This window comes from Allobosea minatitlanensis (assembly GCF_964020775.1).
Window position 1 is genome coordinate 3675765 of the sequence record NZ_OZ224509.1, and the last position, 24373, is coordinate 3700137.

Sequence of the window (24373 nt, forward strand, 5' to 3'; positions counted from 1 at the left end):
CACCATCGGTTGTCGGCAGCAGGCACAGGGGAAAAACATGACGGTCTTCAGCCGGCTGCTCTACACCGTGATCTCTCTCGCGCTGCTCTGCGCCTCCGTGATCCTGATCGGCGTCGCGGTCTGGCGCACGGCCACGGGCTACTGGAACGGCGAGGACGCGCTCGGCGCGATGCTGGACGCGATCGGCCTCGTCATCATCGCGGTCGCCGTCGCCAATGTCGGCAAGTTCCTGTTCGAGGAGGAGGTGATGGCGGATCGCGAGATGCGCCGCCCCGCCGAGGCGCGCGGCTCGCTGACCAAGTTCATGTCGATCATGATCGTGGCGCTCTCGCTGGAGGCGCTGGTGCTGATCGCCAAGACCACCCGCGAGACGATCGCCGAGATCGTCTATCCCGGCCTGCTGGTGCTGCTGGCCGTGCTCATCCTGGTCGGCCTCGGCCTGTTCCAGAGGCTGAGCCAGCACGCCACCGCCGCCGTCCCGCCGCAGCATGAGGATGCCGCAGGGAAAGCCGAAGGCGTTGAACCAAAGCCCTCGGCGGAAGACCCGGAACACGGGTCAACCCGGCCGAAGCGAAGCGCAGGGCCGGGTTCCATGCCCGAGCCCATCCGATAAAAGTTCAAGCGTGGATCCCGGATCCCCGTCCGGTCGCCCCGGATGACGGTGCTGCTTCAACGCGCCTCGTCGACCAGGAAGAGGTCGGTGTCGTCCGGCTTGGCGCCGGCCGCCGTCAGCATGGCGTGGATCTGGCCGCGATGATGGGTCTGGTGGTTGAAGAGATGGGCGATGACGAAGGCGCGCGGCCTGCCCATCTCCCGGCCGGCGGCGCCGGAATACCAGATCAGGGTGCCGCGCAGCCAGTCGGGCTGCACGCCCTGCGCCCAGTCGAGGATCGCCCGGTCGCGCTGGCGCCGGCGGGCGCAGAACGGGTCCCAGCCCTCGATATAGGCCGCTGAGCCGCGCCCGCCGACCGTCGGCTTCTCCGTGCCGAGGAGCCGGCTCAGCCAGACCTCGTCGGCCCAGAGGATGTGGTTGAAGGTACCGTGGATCGATTTGAAGAAGGCGCCGCGATCGAGCCTGCGCGCCTCGTCCGTCAGCCCGGCCGCTGCGGCCATCAGGTTCTCGTTCTGCCAGGCGTTGTAGCGCGCCATGGTCAGGACGAAAGCGGGGTCGACCATGGCTGGCTCCTCTCGGCTTGCCGCATTCTCGCGATGCGAACCGGCATCCGCTTCGCGCGGGGACGCTTCGGCTCAGATGATGTTGGCCTCCGCCAGCGGCCTGCCCGCCACGATGCGCTCGTGGCCGAGATCGGCAAGGTCCAGCGAGCGATAGCGGCCATGCGCGATATGCTCGGCGATGCCGCGCCCGACCGCCGGCGACTGCTGCAGGCCATGCCCGGAGAAACCGTTGGCGAGATAGAGGTTCGGCAGGCCGACGGCCGGGCCGACAATGGCGTTGTGGTCGAGCCCGCACATGTCGTAGGGGCCGGCCCAGGCGCGGCCGGGCCTGATCTGCTCGAAGGCCGGGATGCGATGCGCCAGCGGCGCCCAGACGGCCTCCTCGAAGAAGGGCCAGTCGACGTCCTCGGCGGCCGGATCGGTCTCGATCCATTCGACGTCCTGCTCAGGGGTCAGCGGCGAGCAGCTTCCGATGAAGAGCTGGCCCTCCGCCGTGCGCTGCCCTTCCGGCCGGCACCAGGCGCCGGCGGTGTCGATCAGCAGCGGGCAGTTCCCGACATCGCCCTTGCAGTGGAAGGTGAAGATGTAGCGCTTCATCGACCGGACCGGGATCGCGACGCCGGCGGTGGCGGCGAGCCTGGCGCCATGGGTGCCGCTGGCGTTGACCGCGGCGCCGCAGGCGATGCGGCCGCCATCGGCGAGCTCGACCCCGGTGATGCGGCCGTTCTCGGTGAGATAGCGCGCGACCTCGCCCTGGCGGTATTCGATGCCGAGGCTGCGCGCCTTCCTGCGGAAGGCCTGCAGCAGAGCCCAGCCGTCGAACCAGCCCTCGCCGCTGACGCCGTAGCTGCCGCAGGCGAGATCCTCCGTGTTCAGCCAGGGAAATCTGCCCCGCAGCGCCTCAGCGCCGTAAAGCGCGATATCGGCGCCTTCCTGCCGCTGAAGCCTGTGGTTGGCTTCGAGGATTTTCTTGCCCTCCGCGTCGGCGAGATAGAGGTAGCCGCCCTCGTGCAGGTCGATCGCCGGCACCTCGCCGTCGACCGCGAGATGGCGGCCGATATGGCGCAGGAAGTCGATGCCGAAGAGCGAGATGCGGATATTGACCGCGCTGGAGAATTGCTGGCGGATCGAGGCGGCCGACAAGGCCGAGGCGGAGTAGCGGTAGGTCGGGTCCTTCTCGATCACCACGACCTTGCCGGAGAAGCCGGGCTCGGCCGCGAGATGATAGGCGACGGAGGAGCCGATCGCGGCGCCGCCGCAAATCACGACATTGGCGGTTTCGGAGACGGACGGCATGGCGGGCCTCGCGCGACGGCTCCGCAGGGAGCCGGTTGGTGAATTCTTCGCATGAATGACGCGGCCGGGCGCGCTTGTCGAGAGGCGAGAGCGCGAGGCATGCGCCAAGCGCGAAGCGGCGACCGGGCGGCCTGCCGGGCGCCGCTTCGCTCCAGGGCATCAGGCGGAAGGGGCGCACTCCGCCAGGAGCCAGTCGCGGAACGCCGCCACCGTCGGCAGGCTCGCCTTCTCCTCCGGGTAGACGAGGTAATAGCCCTCCCGCCCGATCAGCGAGCGTTCGACCGGGATGACAAGCGCCCCGGAGCGCAGCTCCTCCTCGACGAGGAAGCGCGGCACGATCGCGAGGCCCAAGCCCGCCACCGCCGCTTGCGAGACCATGGCGAACTGCTCGAAGCGCGGCCCCATCAAGGCGCGCTGCGGCGGCAGGCCCTGCTCTTCCAGCCAGTTCGCCCAGGCGCGCGGCCGGGTCGATTGCTGCAGCAGCGGCGCCTTCAGCATGTCGGCCGGCTCGGACAGGCCGAAACGGGCGACCAGCGCCGGCGAGGCCACCGGCACGATCTCCTCGCCCATCAGCCGGTGCAGCCTGGCCCCGGGCCAGACCGGGTCGCCGAAATGGACGGCGGCGTCGAGCGGCTCGCGCGTGAAGTCGAAGGGCACCAGCTTGGTGGCGAAATTGATGGTGATGCCGGGATGGGCCTCGGTGAAGCGCGGCAGGCGCGGGATCAGCCAGCGCGTGCCGAAGGTCGGCAGGATGGCGAGGTTGAGCACGCCGGCCGCCCCCCGGAAGGCCATCGCCGAGACGGTCGCCGCGGCGAGCCGCGACAGCCCGTCGCGCACCTCGGCAGCATAGGCCGCGCCCGCGACGGTGAGGCTGACGCGCTTCTTGACGCGCTCGAACAGGCTGACCCCGAGCACCTCCTCAAGATGGGCGACCTGCCGGCTGACGGCGCCCTGGGTCAGGTTCAGCTCCTCCGCCGCGCGGGTGAAGCTGCTGTGCCGCGCCGCGGCCTCGAAAGCCGCCAGCGCGGAGAGGGACGGCACCGAGAGGCGGCCGGGAACGATGGCGTCATCCATGAATAAAACTCACCAAGTGGTGAGAACATATCGGTTGCCCCCGCACTAGGAAAGAGGGCATTCTCCGCTGTGAATGCCGGGCCGCCCCCGCGGCCCGATACGAGCCCTCATCCTGAGGAGCCGCGCAGCGGCGTCTCGAAGGATGTTCCAGTCCGCACCATGGAGGCCGGCTGGAGCATCCTTCGGGACGCGCTTCCGTCGGAAGCGCTCCTCAGGATGAGGGCTGTGGTTCGCTGGCGATCAGGATCAAACGCATGACGACCTCCCTTCCCCAAGACACGCTCGCCCTGCTCAAGCGCCTCGGCGTCGCCGAATCCGCCTATGCCGCCGCGGGCCTGTCGGCGCGCTCGCCGATCACCGGCGAGAGCGTCGCGACGCTGCGCGAGACCAGCGCCGCCGAGGCCGAGGCCGCGATCGGCCGGGCCCAGTCCGCCTATCTCGCCTGGCGCAAGGTGCCGGCGCCGCGGCGCGGCGAGTTCGTCCGCCTGCTCGGCGAGGAACTGCGCGCCGCCAAGGCCGATCTCGGCCTCTTGGTGACGCTGGAGGCCGGCAAGGTCACCTCCGAGGGCCTCGGCGAGGTGCAGGAGATGATCGACATCTGCGACTTCGCCGTCGGCCTGTCGCGCCAGCTCTACGGCCTCACCATCGCGACCGAACGCCCGAACCACCGGATGATGGAGACCTGGCATCCGCTCGGCGTCGTCGGCGTGATCTCGGCCTTCAATTTCCCGGTCGCGGTCTGGTCCTGGAACGCCGCGCTGGCCTTCGTCTGCGGCGACAGCGTCGTCTGGAAACCCTCCGAGAAGACCCCGCTGACGGCGCTCGCCGTGCAGGCCATCGTCGAGAAGACGATGAAGCGCTTCGGCCCCGAGGCGCCGGCCGGCCTCTCGGAGCTGCTGATCGGCGGCCGCGAGATCGGCGACGTGCTGGTCAACGACCACCGCGTCCCGGTCGTCTCGGCGACCGGCTCGACCCGCATGGGCAAGGAAGTCGGCCAGAAGCTCGCCGCGCGCTTCGCCCGCGCCATCCTGGAGCTCGGCGGCAACAATGCCGCGATCGTCGCGCCCTCGGCCGATCTCGACATCGCGCTGCGCGGCATCGCCTTCGCGGCGATGGGCACCGCCGGCCAGCGCTGCACCACTTTGCGCCGCCTGATCGTGCATGAGGACGTCTATGACAAGCTCGTGCCGAAGCTCGCCAAGGTCTATGCCAGCGTGAAGATCGGCGATCCGCGCGAGGCCGGCGTGCTGGTCGGCCCGCTGGTCGACGAGGCCGCCTATCAGGGCATGCAGAAGGCGCTGTCCGAGGCCAAGGCCGAGGGCGGCAAGGTCCATGGCGGCGAGAAGGTCGATGTCGGTTCCGGCGGCTTCTATGTCCGGCCGGCGCTGGTCGAGATGCCGAAGCAGTGCGGCCCGGTCGAGCGCGAGACCTTCGCCCCGATCCTCTATGTGATGAAGTACAGGTCGATCGAGGAGGCGATCGCGATCCAGAACGCGGTCGGCGCCGGCCTGTCCTCCTCGATCTTCACGCTGGACATGCGCGAGGCCGAGCTCTTCGTCTCGGACGAAGGTTCCGATTGCGGCATCGCCAACGTCAATATCGGCCCCTCGGGCGCCGAGATCGGCGGGGCCTTCGGCGGCGAGAAGGAGACGGGCGGCGGCCGCGAGGCGGGTTCCGATGCCTGGAAGGCCTATATGCGCCGCGCCACCAACACGCTGAACTACGGCACGACGCTGCCGCTGGCGCAGGGCGTCAGCTTCGACGTGGATGCGTAATCGGCAGGTTTAACAACATCCGCGTCGTCATCCCGGCCGGAGCGAACCGCAGAGCCGGAATCCATGCCTGAACCGTTCCGGCATGGATCCCGGGTCTCCCTCCGGTCGCCCGGGATGACACCGCAACAGGTTCAAGGGAGACGACAACCATGGCCGCCAGCCACAAGCTCGCGAAGTTCACCTGGGACGACGCCTATCTGCTCGACGAGCAGCTCACCGAGGACGAGCGTCTGATCCGCGACACGGCCCGCGCCTATGCGCAGGAGAAGCTCGCCCCCCGCATCCACGACGCCTATCTCGACGAGAAGACCGACCGCTCGATCTTCAACGAGATGGGCGAGCTCGGCCTGCTCGGCGTCACGGTTCCCGAGGAGTACGGCTGCGCGGGCGCCAATTACGTCTCCTACGGGCTCGTCGCCCGCGAGGTCGAGCGCATCGACTCCGGCTATCGCTCGATGATGTCGGTGCAGTCCTCGCTGGTGATGTACCCGATCCATGCCTATGGCAGCGAGGAGCAGCGCAGGAAGTACCTGCCGAAGCTGGGTTCGGGCGAATGGGTCGGCTGCTTCGGCCTGACCGAGCCGGATGCCGGCTCCGATCCCGGCGGCATGAAGACCCGCGCCGAGAAGGTCGCCGACGGCTACAGGCTGACCGGCTCCAAGATGTGGATCTCGAACTCGCCGATCGCCGACGTCTTCGTCGTCTGGGCGAAATCGGCCGCGCATGACAACCAGATCCGCGGCTTCATCCTCGAAAAGGGCATGAAGGGGCTCTCGGCGCCGAAGATCGGCGGCAAGCTCTCATTGCGCGCCTCGATCACCGGCGAGGTCGTCATGGACGGCGTCATCGTGCCGGAAGAGAACCTGCTGCCGAACGTCTCGGGGCTCAAGGGCCCGTTCGGCTGCCTCAACCGCGCCCGCTACGGCATCTCCTGGGGCGTGATGGGCGCCGCCGAGGACTGCTTCCACCGCGCCCGGCAATACGGGCTCGACCGCAAGCAGTTCAACAAGCCGCTGGCCCAGACGCAGCTCTACCAGAAGAAGCTCGCCGACATGCTGACCGAGATCACGCTCGGCCTGCAAGGTAGCCTGCGCGTCGGCCGCCTGATGGACGCGGGCAAGATGGCCCCGGAGATGATCTCGCTGGTCAAGCGCAACAATTGCGGGAAGGCGCTGGACATCGCCCGCGCGGCCCGCGACATGCACGGCGGCAACGGCATCCAGATCGAGTACCAGGTGATGCGCCACGCCGCGAACCTCGAGACGGTGAACACCTATGAGGGCACGCATGACGTCCATGCGCTGATCCTCGGGCGGGCGATCACCGGCCTGCAGGCGTTCTTCTGAGCCCTCCCCACCCCCTCCGCGTCATCCCGGGCGAGCGCAGGTCGGCCCGGGATCCATGCCGGACCGGCGCCGATCGGCGGTCAGACATGGATCCCGGCTCTCCGCTTCGCTCCGGCCAGGATGACGGCGCGGATCGAGCCCGATGACTTCGACCCCACCGCTGACCGGCCTGCGCGTCCTCGAACTGGCGCGCATCCTCGCAGGTCCCTGGATCGGCCAGCTCCTGGCCGATCTCGGCGCCGACGTCGTCAAGGTCGAGGCGCCGGAAGGCGACGACACCCGCAAATGGGGGCCGCCCTTCGTCGAGGGCGCGGGCGAAGAGCATCTCTCCGCCGCCTATTTCCACGCCGCCAATCGCGGCAAGCGTTCGATCACCGCCGATTTCCGCACGCCGGAGGGGCAGGCGCTGGTGAGGCGGCTGGCCGCCCATGCCGACGTGGTGATCGAGAACTTCAAGGTCGGCGGCCTCTCGAAATACGGGCTCGACGCCGCCTCGCTGCGCAAGGACTTCCCGCGCCTCGTCTATTGCTCGGTCACCGGCTTCGGGCAGGACGGCCCCTATGCGCCGCGCGCCGGCTACGACTTCCTCGTCCAGGGCATGGGCGGGGCGATGTCGATCACCGGCGAGCCTGAGGGCGCGCCGATGAAGGCGGGCTATGCCGTCGCGGACATCTATACCGGGCTCTACGCCACGGTCGGCATCCTCTCGGCGCTGCGCCAGCGCGACGCGACCGGCGAGGGCGCGACGCTCGATCTCGCCCTGCTCGACGCTCAGGTCGCGGTGCTCGGCAACCAGGCGATGAACTATCTGGTCGGCGGCAACCCGCCGCCGCGGCTCGGCAACGCCCATCCGAACATCGTGCCCTATGACGTGTTCCCGGTCGCGGACGGCCATATCATCATCGCGACCGGCAATGACGGGCAGTGGCGCAAGCTCTGCGAGGTTCTGGGCGAGCCGACGCTGGCCGACCATCCCGACTATCTCGACAACAGGTCGCGGGTGAAGAACCGCGTCGCGCTGACGGCGAAGCTGCACTTGCTCTGCCAGCGCTATGCCAAGGCCGACCTGCTGGCGGCGCTGGAAAAGGTCCATGTGCCGGCCGGGCCGATCAACGATATCGGCGAGGTCTTCGCCGACCCGCAGGTCATCGCGCGCGGCGTCAGGGTCGATTTGCCGAGCGAGGCCGCGAAGGCAGGCACCATTCCGACCGTCGCCTCGCCCATCGTCATGAACGGCGTGCGGCAGGTGGCGGGGCGCCCGAGCCCAAGACTCGGCGAGCACGCGGACGACATCCTGAACGATCCGGCCTGGGGCGGAGGCGGCTGAATGCGGCGCTCACCAGAGACGGCGTGCGCCGAGCGCGTCGAAGGCGAGGTCGGGAGACATGATCGTCAAATCTTCCACGATCGCCTGACCGGCAAGCATGCGGTCGAAGGGATCGCGATGCTCGCCTGGAATTGTGCCCCCGACAAGGGCGTGCTCATGGCGAAGCGCCAGCAGTTCGAAGCCTTCAGCCGAACATTGCGCGGCGAAGGCTTCGACAAGCGGTTTGACCTGGGGCAGCTTGCCGATGCGCAACTTGGTCGCCAGCTCCATCGCCGTCACCGAACTCACCAAGATTCTCGGAGCGGAGCGAATGGCGTGCTTGGCAGCAACACTCAGCCGACCACTATCCAGCACCCACCAGATCAGCGTCGCGGAGTCGAGGAGAAGTCCCAATCATCCCTCCCTTCCCACAGGCGCAGCTCATCTTCGGGTAGGGGATCGAAAATCTCGTCGCCGATTTCGAACAGCCCTTTCATCCGCCCCGGCTTGCGCTCCGGGCGCGGCTGCTCGATCGGGACCAGCCGCGCGACCGGCTTGTCCCGGCGCGAGATCACAACCTCGCCGCCCTTCTCGACCTCTTCGAGCAGGCGGGAAAGATGCGTCTTGGCCTCATGCACGGTGACGCGCGTCATCACGGCCTCCTTCAACCTGACCAACTTAGCCAACCAGCGGGAACGCCGTCAATGACCACACCTCGCACCGGCGGACAGATCCTTGTCGACCAGCTTCTGATCCATGGCGCCACCGACGCCTTCTGCGTGCCCGGAGAGAGCTATCTCGCCGTGCTCGACGCGCTGCACGACGCCGCGATGAACGTCACCATCTGCCGGGCCGAGGGTGGCGCCTGCATGATGGCCGAGGCCGCCGGCAAGCTCACCGGCAAGCCCGGCATCTGCTTCGTGACGCGCGGCCCCGGCGCCACCAACGCCTCGCCCGGCATCCATATCGCCGACCAGGATTCGACGCCGCTGATCCTCTTCGTCGGCCAGATCGAGCGCGGCATGCGCGAGCGCGAGGCCTTCCAGGAGCTCGACTACCGCGCCGTCTTCGGCACCATGACCAAATGGGCGACCGAGATCGACGATGCCGCGCGCATCCCGGAGATCGTCAGCCGCGCCTTCCATGTCGCGACCTCCGGCCGGCCCGGCCCGGTCGTGATCGCCCTGCCCGAGGACGTGCTGACCGACCTCGCCGAGGTCGCCGATGCCGAGCCCTACAAGGTCACCGAGCAGCATCCCTCGGCGGCGCAGATGGACGAGCTCGCCAGGCGCTTCGCTTCGGCCAAGTCGCCGATCGCGATCCTCGGCGGCTCGCGCTGGAGCCCGGAGACGATCGCGGACTTCCAGGCTTTCGCGGAGCGCTTCGACTTACCCGTAGCGGTTTCGTTCCGCCGCCAGATGCTGTTCCCGGCCGCGCATCCCCATTTCGCCGGCGATGTCGGCATCGGCATCAATCCGAAGCTGCTGGCGCGCATCAAGGAGAGCGACCTCGTCCTGCTGGTCGGCGGGCGCCTCTCGGAGATGCCGAGCCAGTCCTACACGCTATTCGGCATTCCCAACCCGGGCCGGCCGCTGGTGCATGTCCATCCCGATCCGGAGGAGCTCGGACGGGTCTACCGCCCGACGCTGGCGATCAACGCCTCGCCCGCCGGCTTCTGCGCGGCGCTTCAGGCGATCGCGCCGCCCGAGGCTCCGGCCTGGGCCGGCGCGGGCGCGGCGGCTCACGAGGCCTATGTGGCCTGGAGCGAGCAGCCGGCCGCGGTGCCGGGGCGGTTCCATCCCGGCGAGATGGTGCGCTGGCTGCGCAGCCGCCTGCCGGACGACGCCATCCTGTGCAACGGCGCCGGCAATTACGCGACCTGGGTGCATCGCTTCCACCGCTTCAACAGATTCGCGACGCAGCTCGCCCCGACCTCCGGCTCGATGGGCTATGGCGTGCCGGCGGCCATCGGCGCCAAGCGGATCTTCCCGGAACGCACCGTCGTCGCCTTCGCCGGCGATGGCTGCTTCCTGATGAACGGGCAGGATTTCGCGACGGCGGTGCAGTACGATCTGCCGGTGATCGTCGTCGTGGTCGACAACGGCATGTACGGCACGATCCGCATGCATCAGGAGCGCGAATATCCCGGCCGGGTCTCGGCGACGACGCTGAAGAACCCGGATTTCGCAGCCTATGCCAAGGCCTTCGGCGGCCATGGCGAGCGCGTCGAGACGACCGAGGAATTCGCCCCCGCCTTCGAGCGCGCGGTGCGGAGCGGCAAGCCCGCGATCATCCACTGCCTGCTCGATCCCGAGGCGATCACCCCGGCCAAGTCGCTCTCGACGATCCGGGCCGAGGCGCTGGCGGCGCGCGGCAAGGGCTGATCGGCCCGCCGGGACGACCGCCGCGGCATTGAACCTGCCACGGCCCTCGCGCGACCAAAGCTCGTCACTCCCGTCGGGGGAGGAGGAGAGCGGCAATGGCGCGCGCAGGCCTGGCAAGGTTCGCAATCGTAACCGCGCTCACCCTGCCGGGCGCCTCTCAGGCGCAGGCGGCCGGGCTGTTCGATTCGCTGGCGCGCGCCATCTTCGGCGGTCCGCGCCTCCATGCGACACCGATCTATGAGCAGGACGAGCCGCTGCGCCGCCCGGCGCGGCGCCGGCCGCCCGAGGTCGCTGCGAAGCCGAAGCCGGCGGCGGTCCGGCTCGATCCGGCGGCCGACCCCGACTGGCATCTGAAGGATCCGACCCTGCGGCGCGGCGATATCGTGGTCACGCGCCGCGGCATCCTGGTCTATCGCGGCCGCAGCGCCGATGCTCCGGCCGCGGGAGATTTCGCCGCACTCGGCGGCACGCCGGGCGACAGGGGCTGGAAGGAGCGTCTGCAGGCCGCGGCCGCCGGGGGCCGCAGCTTCTTCCGGGCGACGGCTCCGGGAGCGGCCGCCACCGCCTCGCTCGGCCAGCCGGCGCCCGGCCCGGCCGAGCCGGCGGCCCGCTGAAACGGCTCAGCGCTGCGCGCGCTCGCCGTCGAAGGTCGAGCGGATCGCCAGCGCCAGGGCGACGGCGGCCCAGCCCTGGAAGATCAGCTCGATGGCGAGGAAGGTTCCGAGCACCCACAGGCTCGAGGCCGGCCACTGCGCCAAGATCAGGCCGCCGAGCACGAGCGACAGGAAGCCCGAGAAGGCGACCCAGCCCCAGAACGGCAATTCGCGATTCTGGAAGGCGACGACCAGGCGCAGCACGCCGGTCGCCACCAGGCCGCAGCCGGCGAGCAGCGTCAGCGAGGCCGTGGCGACCAGCGGATTGACGAAGGTGACCACGCCGACCGCCAGATAGAGCAGGCCGATCAGGATGTGCAGCAGCCGGCTCTTCCAGCCCTGATGGCGGAAGGCGTCGAACAGCACGACGATGCCGCCGACGAAGATCATCGCGCCGAACCAGACCGCGCTCGCGACGCTCAGCAGGGCGACCGCGCCGAGGCCGAGAACGCCGAGGACGATGAGGGCGATGCCGGCGGCCATCAGCCAGCCCCAGTTCCGCCGCAGCGGAACGAGATGCGAGCCGAGCGAGGCGGGCTGAGGCGCGGAGGTTTCAGAGGGTGTGCTCATGGCGAACCGGCTCCTTGGAGGCGGCCATCGACGATCGCGACCGCCAGTCGAACCCCGCCATGAGACCCCCGCACAACCGCCGCGTCAATCCGATGCGGCGCTCGCGCCTCAATAGGTCGCACGGCCGCCGGAGAGATCGAACACGGCCCCGGTCGAGAAGGTGCAGCGCTCGCTCGCCAGCCAGGCGACGAGTTCCGCCAATTCGTCGACGGTGCCGAGGCGCTTGAGCGGGCTCTTGCCGATCATGGTCTGCACCGTCTCCTCGCTCATCTGCCGGAGCAGATCGGTCTCGATCGCCGCCGGAGCGACGGCATTGACCAGGATGCCGGTGCCGGCCAGTTCCTTGCCATGCGCCTTGGTCAGCGCGATCACGCCGGCCTTGGCGGCGCTGTAGGCCGAGAGCGTCGGGGTGCCTTCCTTGCCGGCGAGCGAGGCGATGTTGACGATGCGGCCATAGCCGCGCGGCATCATTACCGCCGCGACGGCGCGGGCGCAGAGGAAGGCGCCGTCGAGGTTGACCGCCTGGATCTTCCGCCATTGCGCCAGCGGCGTGTCCGCGACGGTGGTCGAGGGGCCGGTCAGCCCGGCATTGTTGACGAGCACGGCGATGGGGCCGTGCTCGCGCTCGGTCGCCGCGGTCGCCGCTGCCACCGAAGCCTCGTCGGCGACGTCGCAGCGGATATGGGCCGGCCCCGCCGCCGCCGGCGCCGCGATGTCCCAGGCGACCGGCGTCAGCCCGTCCCGGGCGAGCCGGGCGGCCACCGCCGCCCCGATCCCCCCGGCGCCGCCGGTGACGACGGCGATCCGCGGCCCGGCCATGCTCAGGCCAGCTTCTCGGCGACGAGCTTGCGCAAGCTGCGCAGGTCCTTGACGAAGCCGCGGATGCCTTCCGCCAGCTTCTCGGTCGCCATCGCATCTTCGTTCATGGCGAAGCGGAAGGCCTTCTCGTCGAGCGCCAGCTTCGCCGGCGCCTGACCGGGCGCCTCGGGCTTCAGCTTGCGCGGCAGCTCGCCGCTCGCGGCGGCGAGCTCGTCGAGCAGGCCGGGACCGATGGTCAGCCGGTCGCAGCCGGCCAGCGCCTCGATCTCGCCGGTGTTGCGGAAGGAGGCGCCCATCACCACCGTGTCGATGCCGTAGGTCTTGTAATAGGCGTAGATGCTGCGGACCGAGACGACGCCGGGATCGGTCTCGGCGGTGTAGGGGCCGCCGCCGGCCTTGACGTGCCAGTCGAGGATGCGCCCGACGAAGGGCGAGATCAGGAAGGCCCTGGCATCGGCGGCCGCGATCGCCTGCGGCAGGGCGAAGAGCAGGGTCAGGTTGCAGTCGATGCCCTCGCCCTGCAGCACCTTGGCGGCCTGCAGGCCCTCCCAGGTCGAGGCGATCTTGATCAGGATGCGCTCGCGCCCGACGCCGCGCTCCTCATAGGCGGCGATGATGGCGCGCGCCTTCTCGATCGTCGCCTTGCCGTCGAAGGAGAGGTCGGCGTCGACCTCGGTCGAGACGCGGCCGGGCACGATCTTCGCGAGCTCGGTCCCGAAGCTCACGGCGAGGCGGTCGCAGACCGCCTGGACAGCCTTGTCGCCGCCGCCCTGCTTGCGGCCCCAGGCGATCGCCTCCTCGACGAGATGGGCATAGGCGGGGGTCTCGACCGCCTTGAACAGCAGCGTCGGGTTGGTGGTGCAGTCGACCGGCTTGAGCCGGCGCACCGCCTCGATATCGCCGGTGTCGGCGACGACGGTGGTCATCTCGCGGAGCTGGTCGAGCTTGGAAGCCATGATCTGTTCCCGGTGTCTTCGTGCTTGGACGGTCGGTTGCAATGTGGCGCCTCTGACCTGCCATTGCGAGCCCGCCATGGCAATGCCGCCATGCAATCCCGGAGGCGGGGCCGTCCCGCCGGCCCCTTCATGGAACTGTCATCTCCAGCAGCTACCGCCAGCGCCATTCCGCAGATGCGGCCAGAGATGGAGAGTCAGATGCAGCGTAAGGCTTTGAGCGCATTCACGATTGCCGCCGGCCTCGCCCTCGCGGCGCCGGGCGCGCAGGCGCAGGGCGTCGAAGGCAAGCTCGTGCTCTATACGAGCCAGCCGAACACCGACGCCCAGCAGACCATCGACGCCTTCAAGGCGAAGTACCCCAAGGTCGAGGTTTCCTTCGTCCGCGACGGCACGCCGCGCATCCTCGCCAAGCTCCGGGCCGAGTTCGAGGCAGGCAGCCCGCAGGCCGACGTGCTGCTGATCGCCGATTCGGTGACGATGGAAGGGCTGAAGAAGGAAGGCCGGCTCGAAGCCTACGACAAGGCCGACGTCTCGGCCTACCCGGCCGGCATCCATGACCCCGGCAAGGCCTGGTTCGCCACCAAGCTGATCACCACCGGCATCGTCTACAACACCAGGGCGACGATGAAGCCGACGAGCTGGCTCGACCTGACCAAGGCCGAGGCCAGGAACCAGGTCGCCATGCCGAGCCCGCTGAACTCGGGCGCCGCGCTGATCCACACCATCACGCTGACCGGCAACCTCAAGGACGGCTGGAAGTATTACGAGGCGCTCAAGGAGAACGGCACGCTCGCCGCCGGCGCCAATGGCGACATCCTGCGCCAGGTCGCGACGGGCGAGAAGCTCTACGGCATGATCGTCGACTTCATGCCGATCCGCGAGAAGGCCAAGGGCGCTCCCGTCGCCTTCGTCTTCCCGAGCGAGGGCGTCTCCTCCGTCAGCGAGCCGGTCGCCATCCTGAAGGGCACCAGGAACGAGGCCGCCGCCCGCGCCTTCATCGACTTCGTGCTGTCGAAGGACGGGCAGGAGGTCGCGCTGAAGCAGGGCTACGTCCCGGCGCGCCCCGATGTCGCGCTGCCGGCCGGCTACCCCGCCCGCGACGCCATCAAGCTGATGCCCTTCGATGCCGCCAAGGCGCTCGCCGACTCGGACGCCGCCCGCAAGCGCTTCAGCGCGATCTTCGAGTGATGCCGGCCTCGGCTTCCGCATGGCCGGCGCCGTGACGCTGGCCATGCGCCTCTCCCGGAAGCGGGAGTCCGTTCCGGCGGCCCCGCTTCCGCATGTCCGCCTGCCCGCCGAGGCCGCCCTGCCGGCGCTCGTCGTCGCGGTCGCGCTGCTGCTCGGCGGGCTGCCCTTCCTGCGGCTGGCGCTCGCTGCCTTCGCGCCGGGCTGGCAGTTCGCGCCGGAGGCCGCCCTCGCCGCGATGACCGGCCGCTCGGCCGTCGCCGCCACGCTGCACACGCTCGACACCTCGCTCCTCTCGGCGCTGGGCGCGCTCGGGCTCGGCGGCGTGGTCGCCCTGGCACTCGGCGTCACCGATATCCGCGGCAAGCGCCCGCTCGCCTTCGCCTTCGTCTTCACGATGATGATCGCGCCGCAGGTGGCCGCGCTCGCCTTCCTTAGCCTGCTGGCGCCGAATTCGCAGATCCTCGCCCTGCTCGGGTTGGCGCCGGAGCCCGGCTCCGCCAACCCGCTGCTCGGGCGCGGCGGGATCATTCTGGTGATGGCGCTGCATCACGCGCCGCTGGTCGCGATCACGCTCTGGACCGGGCTGCGCGGCATCCCGCACTCCCTGGTCGAGGCGGCGCAGATGGAAGGCGCCGGCCCCGCGACCATCACCGCCCGCATCATCCTGCCGGTGCTGCGGCCGCAGCTCATCGCGGCCGGGCTGATCGCCTTCGTCGCCGGCGTCGGCAATTTCGGCATCCCGGCCCTGCTCGGCCTGCCGGTCAACTACCTCACTTTGCCGACGCTGATCTATCGCCGGCTGTCGAGCTTCGGCCCGGAGAGCCTGCCGGAGACGGCGGCGCTGGCGCTGCTCGTCGGCGCGGTCGCCGCGCTCGGCATCCTGGCCGGCATGGCGGTCGCCCGCCGCCAGGGCGGCAGGGTCGAGATCGAAAGGCCGCTGGAGCCGTTCTGGCTGCTGGGGCGCGCAAGGCCGCTGGTCGCCGCGGCGCTCTGGCTGCTGCTTGCGGTCAAGCTCGGCCTGCCCTTCCTGGCGCTGCTGAGCGAGGCGCTGACCCCGGCGCTCGGCGTGCCGCTCTCCTGGCAGAGCCTGACCTTCGACAAATTCGCCGAGGTGCTGCTGCGCCAGGCCGTGACCGTCCGGGCCTTCTGGAACTCCTTCTGGTTCGCGGCGAGCGCCGCCGTGCTGCTCTCGCTGGTCTCGATCGCCTTCGCCTACGGGCTGGAACGGCGCCTCGGCAGGCTCCGGCGCCCGGTCGAGCTCGTCGTCGAGCTGCCCTATGCCCTGCCCGGCGTGGTGCTCGCGATCGCCTGCATCCTGCTCTTCCTGAAGCCGCTGCCGCTGATCGGCGTCAGCATCTACGGCACGCCCTTCATCATCCTGTTCGCCTATCTCGCCCGCTTCCTGCCGCTGGCGCTGAAGGCGCCCGTCGCGGCGATGGCGCAGATCGAGGCGCATCACGAGGAGGCGGCCCGGCTCGACGGCGCCGGGCTCTGGCAGATGCTGCGCTTCATCGTGGCGCCGATCCTGGCGCCTGCGGCCGCGGTTTCGGCCCTGATGGTCTTCCTCGTCGCCTTCAACGAGCTGACCGTCTCGGCGCTGCTCTGGTCGTCCGGCACGGAGACGCTCGGCGTCGTGCTGTTCAGCCTCAAGGAGGCCGGGCTGGCGGGCGAGGCGGCGGCGATCGCGATCAGCGCCTCCGCCGTGATCCTCGCGGCGATGCTCGCCCTCGACCTGCTCGGCCGGCGGCTGCCGCAGAATGTGCTGCCCTGGCGCATCTAGCGCACCGGACCGAATGCCGTATTCAGCCCGGCGCTCCCGTTCTTTGACCTTGCATCGGCTCCTCGCGAAAACCGCGTTCCCCTTTTCGGGCCGATGCTCTAGGCCGGCGGGATCGCGGCGCCGGCCGGAAAATCGTGACGGAAAATTAAGCTTGGCGCCGCCGTAGATGGAGCATGAATGCTTTGACCACGGCTCTTGGACATGACGGGCTCCGCAAGGACGCGCGCGGCATCCTCGTGATCGAGGACTCGCGGACATTTGCCCTGGCCCTGCGTCAGTTCCTCGAAGCGGAAACCGGGCTGCCCGTCACCACCTGCGCCTCGCTGAAGGATCTGAGCGAGCTGATTGTCGCCGCGCCGGGGGCCTATGCGATCGCGGTGGTCGACCTCAACCTGCCCGACGCGCCGCGCGGGGAAGCCCTCGACTGGACGGTGGCCCACGGCATCCCGACGGTGGTCTTCACCGCGACCTTCGACCTCGCCACGCGCGGCCGGATCATGGAGCGCGAGGTCATCGACTACGTCCTCAAGGACAGCGAATTCGCGCTCGGCAACCTGGTCGGCACGGTCAAGCGCGCCCTCGACAACCGCCACACCCGCATCCTGGTCGTCGACGACACCCGCACCACCCGCAAGGTGCTCGCCCGCATGCTGGCGATCCAGCAATATGTCGTGGTCGAGGCCAGCTCCGGCGCCGAGGCGCTCGCCCTGCTCGACGCCAATCCCGACCTCCAGCTCGTCGTCAGCGACTATTACATGCCCGACATGGACGGCTTCGAGCTCGCCCGCAGCATCCGCCGACGCCATCCGAAGGTGCGCCTGATCGGCATCTCCTCCTCGACCGACCGGAAGACCTCCGCCGGCTTCCTCAAGGCGGGGGCGCACGACTTCGTCTCGCGGCCCTTCGTGCTCGAGGAGCTGCAATGCCGCATCGCCTCGAATGTCGAGACGCTGACCCAGCTCAAGCAGCTCCAGGAGCTCGCCGCCCGCGACTACCTGACCGGCCTGTTCAACCGCCGCCATTTCTTCGAGCAGGGACCGCCACTGATCGGGACCGCCCAGAAGGCCGGCTTCCCGGTCTCGATCGCGCTGCTCGACATCGACCATTTCAAGCAGCTCAACGACCGCTACGGCCATGACGGCGGGGACAAGGTGCTCAGCTCGGTCGCCGGCAACCTCAGCCGGCTCGCGGAGCACGAAACCCGCCTGCTGGCCAGAGTCGGCGGCGAGGAGTTCGCGATCCTGTTCGCCGGCGCCGACCTCGCCACCGCCTGCCGGCTCGCCGAAGGCATCCGCGCGGAGATCGCGCGCGAGCCCCTGCTGCTCGGGGGCGCCGAGCTGTCGCTCACCGTCTCGATCGGCGTGGCCGAGATCGGCGTCTCCGAAAGCCTCGACGCCAGCCTCGGCAGGGCCGACCGGGCGCTCTATACGGCCAAGCAGGAAGGCCGCAACCGGGTCTGCGCCGCCGGCCAGGAAGCCTGACGCGGCCCGCCATCCCCCGACGCCCGACTATTCCGCCGCGGCGCGCAGCTCCGGCTTCGGCTCGCCCATCAGCAGCGCGCGCGATCCCTTGGCCTCGCGGACGATGAAATCGACGATGGCGCGCACCCGCGCGACGTCCTTCAGATCGGCATGGACGAGCAGCCAGAAGGAGCGGGTGATCTGCACCGCCTCGGGCAGGACGGGCACGAGCCGGGCGTCCCCCTCGGCCATGAAATGATGGATCACGCCGATCCCGGCGCCGGCGACCACGGCGTTCATCTGCGCGATGACGCTGGAGCTCTGCACATGGGCGCGCAGGCCCTTGGCGACCTCGTCGAGATAGTCCAGCTCCGGCGAGAAGATCAGGTCGTCGATATAGCCGATGATGCGATGCGCGAAGAGGTCGTCGGGCTTCGTCACCGGCGGCATCTGCGCGAGGTAGTCGCGCGAGGCGTAGAGGCCGAGGCGGTAGTCGGCGAGCTTGCGCGCCACCACCTTGCCCTCCTTCGGCGGGGCGAGCGTGATCGCGACATCGGCCTCGCGCTTCGACAGCGAGAGCAGGCGCGGCATGGCGATGAGCTGGATCTCCAGCCCCGGATAGGACTTCGCGAACAGCGCCAGCCGGGGCGCCAGGAAGGCGGTGCCGAAGCCGTCCGGCGCGCCGATCCTGACCGTGCCCGACAGCGCCATGTCGGCGCCGCCGATGTCGCTCTGGATCGCGAGCGCCTCGGTTTCCATGCTCTCGGCCTTGGCGAGCAGGCGCTCGCCATGGGCGGTCAGGGTGTAGCCCTGCGGGCGGCGCTCGAACAGCTTCGCCTTCAGGGCCTCCTCCAGCGAGGTGACGCGGCGCGAGACCGTGGCATGGTCGGCGCCGAGGCGCCGCGCCGCCGCGGTCAGGCGCCCGGAGCGCGCCACCGCCAGAAAGAAACGGAGATCGTCCCAGTCGAAGCGCTCCAAGCCTCCCTCCTCATATTTGTTTTTTTGCACGGCTGGCGTACCACTCTCGCTATAGCCGTGCGCAAACGTGAATGGTAGGGAAACGGCAGGATCGCCACAACAGCAATTCGTAGGGAGGGCGCCCATGCGTCAGGTCGGACATTTCATCGGCGGCAAGAACGTCGCCGGCACCTCTGGCCGCACGGCCGACATCTACCAGCCGATGGACGGCACGGTGATCGGCAAGGTGGCCCTCGCCACCGCCGCCGAGCTCGACGCCGCCGTGAAGGACGCCGCCGAGGCCCAGCCGAAATGGGCGGCCGTCAACCCGCAGCGCCGCGCCCGCGTGCTGATGAAGTTCCTCGACCTGATCGCGCAGAACAACGACGAGCTCGCCGACCTCCTCGCCCGCGAGCACGGCAAGACCATCCCCGACGCCAAGGGCGACATCCAGCGCGGCGTCGAGGTGATCGAGTATTCGCTCGGCGTGCCGGGCCTGATGAAGGGCGAGTTCACCGACGGCGCCGGCCCCGGCATCGACATCTATTCGATGCGCCAGCCGCTCGGCGTCGTCGCCGGCATCACCCCGTTCAACTTCCCGGCGATGATCCCGCTCTGGAAGCTCGGCCCCGCCATCGCCTGCGGCAACGCCTTCATCCTGAAGCCGTCCGAGCGCGACCCCGGCGTGCCGATGCGCCTCGCCGAGCTCTTCATCGAGGCCGGCGGGCCTCCCGGCATCCTCAACGTCGTCAACGGCGACAAGGAGGCGGTCGACGCCATCCTCGACCATCCCGAGATCAAGGCGGTCGGCTTCGTCGGCTCGACCCCGATCGCGGAGTACATCTACAGCCGCGGCTGCGCGGCGGGTAAGCGCGTGCAGTGCTTCGGCGGCGCCAAGAACCATATGATCATCATGCCCGACGCCGACATGGACCAGACGGTCGACGCGCTGATCGGCGCCGGCTACGGCTCGGCCGGCGAGCGCTGCATGGCGATCTCGGTCGCGGTCCCGGTCGGCAAGGCCACCGCCGACGAGCTGGTCAAGCGGCTGATCCCGCGGGTCGAGGGCCTGAAGATCGGCCCGTCGACCGACCTCAGCGCCGATTACGGCCCGGTCGTGACCAAGGCGGCGATGGAGAAGATCAAGTCCTATGTCGACATCGGCGTCCAGGAAGGCGCCAAGCTCCTGGTCGACGGCCGCGACTTCAAGATGCAGGGCTACGAGAACGGCTTCTATGTCGGCGGCTGCCTGTTCGACCACGTCACCAAGGACATGCGCATCTATAAGGAGGAGATCTTCGGGCCGGTGCTCTCGGTGCTGCGCGCCGACACCTATGAAGAGGCGCTGAAGCTCACCAACGACCACGAATACGGCAACGGCACCGCGATCTTCACCCGCGACGGCGATGCGGCGCGCGACTTCGCCTCGAAGGTCCAGGTCGGCATGGTCGGCATCAACCTGCCGATTCCGGTGCCGCTGGCCTATTACACCTTCGGCGGCTGGAAGCGCTCCTCGTTCGGCGACCTCAACCAGCACGGGCCGGATTCGATCCGCTTCTACACCAAGACCAAGACGGTGACGGCGCGCTGGCCGAGCGGCATCAAGGACGGCGCCAGCTTCGTCATCCCGACGATGAGCTGAGGCGCCATCGGAGGAGGCCATGAAGCGAGCGCTGCGCCGGTCCGCATCCTCGCTTCGGCTTACTTGCCGGGGCTCGTTCCCTGCCATCCCTGCTGCCGGCGCATCGCGAGGTGCCGGCAGCGCTCCTCCCGGCTCCACGCAGCCGCGACGCCACGCCCGACCGCGCGTTTCCCTTCCGCTCGCCATCCCGATCCGACGGGCCGGGCCTTTCGTCGCGATTGCGCGCGACGGCGCGGCGGGACTATCTCACTGATCAGGAGGGCCAGCCTTGAACGCCTTCGCTCTCACCGAAGACCAGATCGCCATCCGCGAGATGGCGCAGGATTTCGCCGCGGAGACGCTCGCCCCGCATGCCGCGCGCTGGGACGAGGAGAAGCATTTCCCGGTCGAGGAAATGCGCGCCGCCGCCGCGCTCGGCATGGGCGGCATCTACATCAGGGACGATGTCGGCGGCTCCGGGCTGACGCGGCTCGACGCTGCCCTGATCTTCGAGGCGCTCTCGACCGGCTGCCCGACGGTCGCGGCCTATATCTCGATCCATAACATGTGCGCCTGGATGATCGACCGCTACGGCTCGGACGAGCAGCGCCGGCGCTTCCTGCCGCAGCTCTGCACCATGGAGCATCTGGCGAGCTACTGCCTGACCGAGCCCGGTGCCGGCTCGGACGCCGCCGCGCTGAAGACCAAGGCGGTTCTGGACGGCGACCACTACGTCCTCGACGGGCAGAAGCAGTTCATCTCCGGCGCCGGCATCTCCGATGTCTATGTCGTGATGGCGCGCACCGGCGAGCCCGGCCCGGCCGGCATCTCGACCATCGTGGTCGAGAAGCACACGCCCGGCCTCTCCTTCGGCGCCAACGAGAAGAAAATGGGCTGGAACGCCCAGCCGACGCGGGCGGTGATCTTCGAGAATTGCCGCGTGCCGGTGGCGAACCGCCTCGGGCCGGAAGGGATCGGCTTCAAGATCGCCATGGCCGGGCTCGACGGCGGCCGGCTCAATATCGGCGCCTGCTCGCTCGGCGGGGCGCAGGCCGCGCTCGACAAGGCGCTCGCCTATGCCAAGGAGCGCAAGGCCTTCGGCTCGGCCATCGCCGATTTCCAGGCCCTGCAGTTCAAGCTCGCCGACATGGCGACCGAGCTGGAGGCCGCGCGTACCTTCCTGTGGCGCGCTGCGGCGGCGCTCGACGCCAAGGCGCCGGACGCGACCAGGCTCTGCGCCATGGCCAAGCGCGTCGCCACCGATACCGGCTTTTCGGTCGCCAACGAGGCGCTGCAGATCCATGGCGGCTACGGCTATCTCGCCGATTACGGCATCGAGAAGATCGTCCGCGACCTGCGCGTCCACCAGATCCTGGAGGGCACCAACGAGGTGATGCGGATGATCGTCGCGCGCGGGCTGGTGGGACGCGCGAAGGGAAATTGAGCTATGCGGCGGCGAGCGGCCTCACGCGCTTTTCGATGTCCCCGCCTGACGCCCGCCGCGCAAGGCGCAGATCGTAATCGCTCTGCAGCGTCATCCATATCTCCGGCGACGTGCCGAAGAACCGGGCGAGGCGCAACGCCGTGTCGGCCGTGATCGCCCGCTCGCCCTTGACGATGCCTGCGACGCGGCTGACGGGCGCGTCGATGTCCCGCGCGAGCCTGTTCTGGCTGACGCCGAGGGGCTTCATGAACTCCTCGAGCAGGATCTCGCCGGGTGTGATCGGCGCGAGCGGCGGATCGGTGAGGCCCGACCGGGCCTCCGCGTCAGTGATAGTCGACGATTTCGACATCATGCGCCTCCCCGTCCTTCCAGATGAAACAGACCCGCCACTGATCGTTGATGCAGATCGAATGCTGCCCCGCCCTGTCGCCGCGCAAAGCCTCCAACCTGTTGCCCGGCGGAATGCGCAGATCGTCGAGCCTCGCAGCGGCGTGAAGCAACAAGAGCTTGCGGCGAATGATCCGTTCGATCGCCGCGAAGCGCCGGATCGGCCTGTCGTTGAAAAGCAGCTCGGCATCGCGCTGCGCGAAGGATCGGATCATGCCTAGGAAAGCTATTCCGTAAAAGGTATTCCGTCAACCAGAATGGAAGGAAACGCGCCAATGACCAACATCGCCTTCATCGGCCTCGGCAATATGGGCGGCCCGATGGCCGGGAACCTCGCCAAGGCCGGTCACAGCGTCAAGGCCTTCGATCTGGTACAGGCGTCGAAGGATGCCGCCGCGGAAATGGGGGTCGGCATCGCCGGCTCGGCGAAGGAGGCGGTGGCCGAGGCCGAGGTCGTCGTCACCATGCTGCCGGCCGGAAAGCACGTACTCTCGGTCTGGGCCGACATCCTGCCGGCGGTGAAGCCGGGGACGCTGCTGATCGATTCCTCGACCATCGACGTCGAGAGCGCGCGCAAGGCGCATGCGCTAGCGGCCGAGCGCGGCTGCCCCTCGCTCGACGCCCCGGTCTCGGGCGGCACCGGCGGCGCCAAGGGCGCGACGCTGACCTTCATGGTCGGCGGCAGCGCCGAGGCGTTCGACCGGGGCGAGCCGATCCTCGCCAAAATGGGCCGCAAGATCGTGCATTGCGGCGGCGCCGGCAACGGGCAGGCTGCGAAGATCTGCAACAACATGATCCTCGGCATCTCGATGATCGGCGTCTGCGAGGCCTTCGTGCTGGCCGAGAAGCTCGGCCTCTCGCATCAGGCGCTGTTCGACGTCGCCTCGACCTCGTCCGGCCAGTGCTGGTCGCTGACCACCTATTGCCCGGTGCCGGGGCCGGTGCCGACCTCGCCGGCGAACAACGCGTACAAGCCCGGCTTCGCCTCGGCCCTGATGCTGAAGGACCTCAAGCTGTCGCAGGAAGCGGCCCAGGCCGCCGGCGCCTCGACCCCGCTCGGGGCGGCGGCGGCGCAGCTCTTCGGACTGCACAATGCCTGGGGCGAAGGCGGCACGGATTTCTCCGGGATCATCCAGCTTCTGCGCGGGCGCGGGCATGATTGAGGAGCGCTTGCGCGACAGGGTGTCGCGGGTCTAGGACGGACCCATGAACGATGTTCCCTTGCGCCGCGAACGCTCTTCCCTGACCGGTTTCGCGATCAACCGGCTCGACCGGCGCGAGGATCTGCGCAACAAGCCGGATGCGGTGACGGCGCTGCGTCACCGCTCCGACACGCTGATCGCCGCCGTGGCCGGCGAGACGCCGATCCTCAACCGCGTCGACGGCGAGAAACTCTCGGTCTGGTTCAGCCATGGCGAGACCGAGATGCTCGGTCCGGCGCAGGAGGAGATCTTCCTCGGCATGGCCGAGGACGGCTCGCCGCGCTTCGGACGCCTGCTCGACCGCGCCCTGGCGGAGACGCTGAAGGAGCGCCCCGAGCTGGTCGTCACCGATCTGCGCTCGGTCGCTCTCAAGCGGCTCGTGCCGGAGGACGAGGTCGGCCCGCTCGGCGAGGCCAAGGCGGTGCTCGACTGGCATGCCCGGCACCGCTTCTGCGCCCAGTGCGGCGGCCAGACCGTCGCCGGAACCTCGGGCTGGCGGCGCGAATGCACGGCCTGCGGCGCGCTGCATTTCCCGCGTACCGACCCGGTGGTGATCATGCTGGTGACGCGCGGCGAAAGCTGCCTGCTCGCACGCCAGGCCCGCTTCGCGCCGGGCATGTATTCCTGCATCGCGGGCTTCGTCGAGCCGGGCGAGACGCTGGAGGACGCGGTGCGCCGCGAGAGCTGGGAGGAAGCCGGCCTCAGGGTCGGCACGGTCCGCTACGTCGCCTCGCAGCCCTGGCCCTTCCCCTCCTCGATCATGGTCGGCTGCATCGCCGAGGCGCTGGGCGACGAGATCACGCTCGACATGACCGAGCTCGAGGCCGGCCGCTGGTTCCCGCGCGATGAGGTGCTGCAGATGCTCGACGGCCGGCATCCCGATGGCCTCGCCTGCCCGCAGCACATCGCCATCGCCAACACGCTGGTCCGCGCCTGGGCGCTGGAGGGCGAGCGGATCTGAAGCCGTCCCGCTTCATCG

24 protein-coding genes are annotated in these 24373 nt (G+C 69.3%); 13 read left to right on the forward strand and 11 right to left on the reverse strand.

Translation table 11 applies throughout. The features are described 5' to 3' along the window. Positions 1 to 37 precede the first annotated feature (37 nt). Entirely contained in the window at positions 38 to 613 is a 576-nt protein-coding gene (locus ACWH43_RS18145) for a GNAT family acetyltransferase (RefSeq protein WP_448153575.1), read from the forward strand. A 56-nt stretch (positions 614 to 669) separates the two neighbouring features. Here the strand turns inward: ACWH43_RS18145 and ACWH43_RS18150 are convergent, their stop codons facing one another. From ACWH43_RS18150 to gcvA, 3 genes are all read right to left on the reverse strand, one after another. Next, a complete protein-coding gene (locus ACWH43_RS18150) occupies positions 670 to 1176 on the reverse strand; it encodes a DinB family protein (protein ID WP_158443605.1) in 507 nt (168 codons plus the stop codon). Between the two features lie 72 nt (positions 1177 to 1248). Beyond that, the gene (locus tag ACWH43_RS18155) at positions 1249 to 2472 is read right to left on the reverse strand and encodes an NAD(P)/FAD-dependent oxidoreductase (protein ID WP_448153576.1); all 1224 of its coding nucleotides are present in this window, start codon (positions 2470 to 2472) and stop codon (positions 1249 to 1251) included. A gap of 159 nt (positions 2473 to 2631) precedes the next feature. Continuing rightward, positions 2632 to 3546 carry a transcriptional regulator GcvA gene (gene gcvA / locus ACWH43_RS18160; RefSeq protein WP_158443607.1) on the reverse strand — a complete coding sequence of 305 codons (915 nt, stop codon included), beginning with the start codon at positions 3544 to 3546 and terminating at the stop codon, positions 2632 to 2634. Positions 3547 to 3800: 254 nt separating this feature from the next. Here gcvA and amaB point away from each other — a divergent pair, with 254 nt between their 5' ends. From amaB to ACWH43_RS18175, 3 genes are all read left to right on the forward strand, one after another. Further along, positions 3801 to 5321 (forward strand): L-piperidine-6-carboxylate dehydrogenase, encoded by a 1521-nt coding sequence (gene amaB, locus ACWH43_RS18165; RefSeq protein ID WP_158443608.1) that lies wholly within the window; start codon positions 3801 to 3803, stop codon positions 5319 to 5321. Between the two features lie 149 nt (positions 5322 to 5470). After that, complete coding sequence (locus ACWH43_RS18170) at positions 5471 to 6667, forward strand: acyl-CoA dehydrogenase (RefSeq protein WP_158443609.1); 1197 nt, start codon at positions 5471 to 5473, stop codon at positions 6665 to 6667. A 142-nt stretch (positions 6668 to 6809) separates the two neighbouring features. Continuing rightward, the gene (locus tag ACWH43_RS18175; protein WP_158443610.1) at positions 6810 to 7994 is read left to right on the forward strand and encodes a CaiB/BaiF CoA transferase family protein; all 1185 of its coding nucleotides are present in this window, start codon (positions 6810 to 6812) and stop codon (positions 7992 to 7994) included. A gap of 9 nt (positions 7995 to 8003) precedes the next feature. Here the strand turns inward: ACWH43_RS18175 and ACWH43_RS18180 are convergent, their stop codons facing one another. Continuing rightward, entirely contained in the window at positions 8004 to 8387 is a 384-nt protein-coding gene (locus ACWH43_RS18180; RefSeq protein ID WP_158443611.1) for a type II toxin-antitoxin system VapC family toxin, read from the reverse strand. Then, positions 8357 to 8626 (reverse strand): type II toxin-antitoxin system Phd/YefM family antitoxin, encoded by a 270-nt coding sequence (locus ACWH43_RS18185; protein ID WP_260348089.1) that lies wholly within the window; start codon positions 8624 to 8626, stop codon positions 8357 to 8359. The genes ACWH43_RS18180 and ACWH43_RS18185 overlap by 31 nt, the downstream gene beginning before the upstream one ends. A gap of 51 nt (positions 8627 to 8677) precedes the next feature. On the opposite strand from ACWH43_RS18185, the gene ACWH43_RS18190 reads away from it, so the two are divergent. Beyond that, positions 8678 to 10357 carry a thiamine pyrophosphate-binding protein gene (locus ACWH43_RS18190; protein WP_158443613.1) on the forward strand — a complete coding sequence of 560 codons (1680 nt, stop codon included), beginning with the start codon at positions 8678 to 8680 and terminating at the stop codon, positions 10355 to 10357. A 95-nt stretch (positions 10358 to 10452) separates the two neighbouring features. Further along, positions 10453 to 10971, forward strand: a complete 519-nt coding sequence (locus tag ACWH43_RS18195; protein WP_158443614.1) for a hypothetical protein — start codon at positions 10453 to 10455, stop codon at positions 10969 to 10971. Positions 10972 to 10977: 6 nt separating this feature from the next. Here the strand turns inward: ACWH43_RS18195 and ACWH43_RS18200 are convergent, their stop codons facing one another. The 3 genes from ACWH43_RS18200 to tal all read right to left on the reverse strand — a co-directional run bounded on the left by ACWH43_RS18200 (position 10978) and on the right by tal (position 13355). Then, on the reverse strand, positions 10978 to 11580 hold the full coding sequence (locus ACWH43_RS18200; protein WP_158443615.1) for an HdeD family acid-resistance protein: 603 nt from the start codon (positions 11578 to 11580) through the stop codon (positions 10978 to 10980). A gap of 108 nt (positions 11581 to 11688) precedes the next feature. Continuing rightward, complete coding sequence (locus tag ACWH43_RS18205) at positions 11689 to 12399, reverse strand: SDR family NAD(P)-dependent oxidoreductase (RefSeq protein ID WP_158443616.1); 711 nt, start codon at positions 12397 to 12399, stop codon at positions 11689 to 11691. Between the two features lie 2 nt (positions 12400 to 12401). Beyond that, positions 12402 to 13355, reverse strand: coding sequence for a transaldolase (tal, locus tag ACWH43_RS18210; RefSeq protein ID WP_158443617.1), 954 nt, complete (start codon positions 13353 to 13355; stop codon positions 12402 to 12404). 198 nt (positions 13356 to 13553) lie between these two features. Between tal and ACWH43_RS18215 the strand changes: the two genes are divergently transcribed. From ACWH43_RS18215 to ACWH43_RS18225, 3 genes are all read left to right on the forward strand, one after another. Beyond that, complete coding sequence (locus ACWH43_RS18215; RefSeq protein ID WP_158443618.1) at positions 13554 to 14543, forward strand: ABC transporter substrate-binding protein; 990 nt, start codon at positions 13554 to 13556, stop codon at positions 14541 to 14543. Between the two features lie 19 nt (positions 14544 to 14562). Beyond that, a complete protein-coding gene (locus ACWH43_RS18220) occupies positions 14563 to 16323 on the forward strand; it encodes an ABC transporter permease (RefSeq protein ID WP_260348087.1) in 1761 nt (586 codons plus the stop codon). A gap of 173 nt (positions 16324 to 16496) precedes the next feature. After that, on the forward strand, positions 16497 to 17804 hold the full coding sequence (locus ACWH43_RS18225) for a GGDEF domain-containing response regulator (protein WP_158443619.1): 1308 nt from the start codon (positions 16497 to 16499) through the stop codon (positions 17802 to 17804). Between the two features lie 27 nt (positions 17805 to 17831). Here the strand turns inward: ACWH43_RS18225 and ACWH43_RS18230 are convergent, their stop codons facing one another. Next, positions 17832 to 18761, reverse strand: a complete 930-nt coding sequence (locus tag ACWH43_RS18230; protein WP_158443620.1) for a LysR family transcriptional regulator — start codon at positions 18759 to 18761, stop codon at positions 17832 to 17834. 124 nt (positions 18762 to 18885) lie between these two features. Here ACWH43_RS18230 and ACWH43_RS18235 point away from each other — a divergent pair, with 124 nt between their 5' ends. Together ACWH43_RS18235 and ACWH43_RS18240 are read left to right on the forward strand one after the other, a co-directional pair. Beyond that, the gene (locus ACWH43_RS18235) at positions 18886 to 20382 is read left to right on the forward strand and encodes a CoA-acylating methylmalonate-semialdehyde dehydrogenase (RefSeq protein WP_158443621.1); all 1497 of its coding nucleotides are present in this window, start codon (positions 18886 to 18888) and stop codon (positions 20380 to 20382) included. A gap of 268 nt (positions 20383 to 20650) precedes the next feature. Next, on the forward strand, positions 20651 to 21805 hold the full coding sequence (locus ACWH43_RS18240; RefSeq protein ID WP_260348085.1) for an isobutyryl-CoA dehydrogenase: 1155 nt from the start codon (positions 20651 to 20653) through the stop codon (positions 21803 to 21805). Between the two features lies 1 nt (position 21806). Here the strand turns inward: ACWH43_RS18240 and ACWH43_RS18245 are convergent, their stop codons facing one another. Continuing rightward, positions 21807 to 22154, reverse strand: a complete 348-nt coding sequence (locus ACWH43_RS18245; protein ID WP_158443622.1) for a HigA family addiction module antitoxin — start codon at positions 22152 to 22154, stop codon at positions 21807 to 21809. After that, positions 22129 to 22407, reverse strand: coding sequence for a type II toxin-antitoxin system RelE/ParE family toxin (locus ACWH43_RS18250; RefSeq protein ID WP_158443623.1), 279 nt, complete (start codon positions 22405 to 22407; stop codon positions 22129 to 22131). The genes ACWH43_RS18245 and ACWH43_RS18250 overlap by 26 nt, the downstream gene beginning before the upstream one ends. 60 nt (positions 22408 to 22467) lie before the next feature. Here ACWH43_RS18250 and mmsB point away from each other — a divergent pair, with 60 nt between their 5' ends. After that, complete coding sequence (mmsB, locus tag ACWH43_RS18255; protein ID WP_158443624.1) at positions 22468 to 23355, forward strand: 3-hydroxyisobutyrate dehydrogenase; 888 nt, start codon at positions 22468 to 22470, stop codon at positions 23353 to 23355. 43 nt (positions 23356 to 23398) lie between these two features. Further along, positions 23399 to 24355 (forward strand): NAD(+) diphosphatase, encoded by a 957-nt coding sequence (nudC, locus tag ACWH43_RS18260; protein ID WP_158443625.1) that lies wholly within the window; start codon positions 23399 to 23401, stop codon positions 24353 to 24355. Positions 24356 to 24373 lie beyond the last annotated feature (18 nt).

Coding starts and splice junctions, on each gene's coding strand:
- ACWH43_RS18215 (WP_158443618.1), top strand. CDS start 13,554: ATGCAGCGTAAGGCTTTGAGCGCATTCACGATTGCCGCCGGCCTCGCC.
- ACWH43_RS18170 (WP_158443609.1), top strand. CDS start 5,471: ATGGCCGCCAGCCACAAGCTCGCGAAGTTCACCTGGGACGACGCCTAT.
- ACWH43_RS18205 (WP_158443616.1), bottom strand. CDS start 12,399: ATGGCCGGGCCGCGGATCGCCGTCGTCACCGGCGGCGCCGGGGGGATC.
- gcvA (WP_158443607.1), bottom strand. CDS start 3,546: ATGGATGACGCCATCGTTCCCGGCCGCCTCTCGGTGCCGTCCCTCTCC.
- ACWH43_RS18245 (WP_158443622.1), bottom strand. CDS start 22,154: ATGTCGAAATCGTCGACTATCACTGACGCGGAGGCCCGGTCGGGCCTC.
- ACWH43_RS18195 (WP_158443614.1), top strand. CDS start 10,453: ATGGCGCGCGCAGGCCTGGCAAGGTTCGCAATCGTAACCGCGCTCACC.
- ACWH43_RS18200 (WP_158443615.1), bottom strand. CDS start 11,580: ATGAGCACACCCTCTGAAACCTCCGCGCCTCAGCCCGCCTCGCTCGGC.
- ACWH43_RS18185 (WP_260348089.1), bottom strand. CDS start 8,626: ATGACGCGCGTCACCGTGCATGAGGCCAAGACGCATCTTTCCCGCCTG.
- ACWH43_RS18190 (WP_158443613.1), top strand. CDS start 8,678: ATGACCACACCTCGCACCGGCGGACAGATCCTTGTCGACCAGCTTCTG.
- ACWH43_RS18235 (WP_158443621.1), top strand. CDS start 18,886: ATGCGTCAGGTCGGACATTTCATCGGCGGCAAGAACGTCGCCGGCACC.
- ACWH43_RS18150 (WP_158443605.1), bottom strand. CDS start 1,176: ATGGTCGACCCCGCTTTCGTCCTGACCATGGCGCGCTACAACGCCTGG.
- ACWH43_RS18155 (WP_448153576.1), bottom strand. CDS start 2,472: ATGCCGTCCGTCTCCGAAACCGCCAATGTCGTGATTTGCGGCGGCGCC.
- ACWH43_RS18145 (WP_448153575.1), top strand. CDS start 38: ATGACGGTCTTCAGCCGGCTGCTCTACACCGTGATCTCTCTCGCGCTG.
- nudC (WP_158443625.1), top strand. CDS start 23,399: ATGAACGATGTTCCCTTGCGCCGCGAACGCTCTTCCCTGACCGGTTTC.
- mmsB (WP_158443624.1), top strand. CDS start 22,468: ATGACCAACATCGCCTTCATCGGCCTCGGCAATATGGGCGGCCCGATG.
- ACWH43_RS18250 (WP_158443623.1), bottom strand. CDS start 22,407: ATGATCCGATCCTTCGCGCAGCGCGATGCCGAGCTGCTTTTCAACGAC.
- amaB (WP_158443608.1), top strand. CDS start 3,801: ATGACGACCTCCCTTCCCCAAGACACGCTCGCCCTGCTCAAGCGCCTC.
- tal (WP_158443617.1), bottom strand. CDS start 13,355: ATGGCTTCCAAGCTCGACCAGCTCCGCGAGATGACCACCGTCGTCGCC.
- ACWH43_RS18175 (WP_158443610.1), top strand. CDS start 6,810: ATGACTTCGACCCCACCGCTGACCGGCCTGCGCGTCCTCGAACTGGCG.
- ACWH43_RS18225 (WP_158443619.1), top strand. CDS start 16,497: ATGAATGCTTTGACCACGGCTCTTGGACATGACGGGCTCCGCAAGGAC.
- ACWH43_RS18220 (WP_260348087.1), top strand. CDS start 14,563: ATGGCCGGCGCCGTGACGCTGGCCATGCGCCTCTCCCGGAAGCGGGAG.